The sequence below is a fragment of the Spirosoma spitsbergense DSM 19989 genome, assembly GCF_000374085.1.
GTDB classification, from domain to species: domain Bacteria; phylum Bacteroidota; class Bacteroidia; order Cytophagales; family Spirosomataceae; genus Spirosoma; species Spirosoma spitsbergense.
The window spans coordinates 1-1,379 of sequence record NZ_KB893526.1 but is presented as its reverse complement, the minus strand read 5'-3'; the positions used below and the strand labels follow the sequence as shown (position 1 = coordinate 1,379).

The window sequence follows — 1,379 nt, the reverse complement described above, 5'->3', positions numbered from 1 at the left end:
AGCGAATACGAGAAGGGGTTGGGATTCTGACTACCCGGGAAGAAGACGTCAATCGGCCCATCGGCCACGCAGATGGTTGGCGACGGAGACACCCGGAAGGTGGGAGGGGCAGGTTTGGATTTAATCGTAACGGTTGCCGTAGCGGAACCAATCTGGCCATTGTTGGCCACCAGGAGGGTGTAGGTCTGCGGACCGGTGGGCGACGCTGCGCCAGCCGTCAACGTCTGGCTGAAGGCCGGACTGGCGGCCATACCGTTCAGCGTTTGGCTCCCGTTGGTGAGGGTAAAGGGATACGGAGCGGATACGTTGTTAACGGTTGCAGTAATAGTTATTACCTGTCCAGCGCAGACCGAGTTGGGTGAGATGCTGACATCGGTCAGTGCAGGACCTGTGGGAGCTGGTGGCCCCTGGTACTCAAAGGCTCCAATGTCCACCCGGCCACCGGAGATCCGGGGTTGGCCGGCTGCGTCTTTCTGGCCTGCGGTGGTCTCCGTGGTGGTGGGGTCACCGGCATTGATTAATGGGGAGGTTGGTAGTAACTGAAAATTACCGTTGTTAGGGTCTTGAGGTGCTATGACGCCCGTTCTTAATTGTGGGTCCACACTGAGGTTGCCCTCTCCCGGGTAAAGCGAATCCTGTATATTAGAATACGTGATGGCTGGTCCTTCACTATCTGTGCTATGATTAACAAAGCCTGAAGAATTACCCCAGACTAACGAATTAGTCATGAAAAGGTAAGAATCTGCTTCCTCATTATATATAGCACCTCCCTGGTTGGTAGAGCTGTAATTACTCGTAACGTTACAGTTGGTTATATAAATTTTATTGCCGTTATAAATCGCACTTCCCTGCTGAGCCGAATTAGCAACAAAAACACAATCACTTAATTCTACGAAGGAATTGTTTGAAGTATTATGTATAGCACCTCCCTGAACCCTTGCGCTACACAGGGAAAAGTTACAATTGATTACTTTAATGGGTAAGAAACTTAGGACGTAGAGACCTCCCCCATTTACTGCCGTATTTCTTTCAAAAGTACAATTAGTAATGGTAGCCTCTACACCAAAAAACGCAAAGACTCCTCCCCCCCTGTCGTCACCATAGTTTGGACCACCCGTTGCCCTTCCTCCGCTGATGAGAAAGCCATCCAGCCAGGCTTTATTACTAACTAAATCAAACCGGACCACATGATAGCAGTCATTATCCCCAACAAGATCAATATCGCCACTTAATATGGTCCTGCTAGCGCTGTAATGAGTTATCGGTGGCCGTTGATCAATGCCAGTTTCGTTACCCCGAAAGCCGCCATAGAGTTGAACGCCTGGTTGAATAGTGAAGCTGGCGTTGCGGTCGGTGCCGGATGTAGGCTTATAGATTCC

General features: G+C 50.3%; 1 protein-coding gene and 1 pseudogene. Both read right to left on the bottom strand.

All coding sequences use genetic code 11. The annotated features are described in order from the left end of the window. A partial coding sequence (locus tag B157_RS38270; protein ID WP_211224993.1) for a choice-of-anchor Q domain-containing protein occupies nt 1–728 on the bottom strand: 728 nt, incomplete at its 3' end. Between the two features lie 21 nt (nt 729–749). Then, nucleotides 750–1,187 (bottom strand): annotated as a pseudogene (locus tag B157_RS40510) (right-handed parallel beta-helix repeat-containing protein); the annotation flags it as partial. Nucleotides 1,188–1,379: the final 192 nt, after the last annotated feature.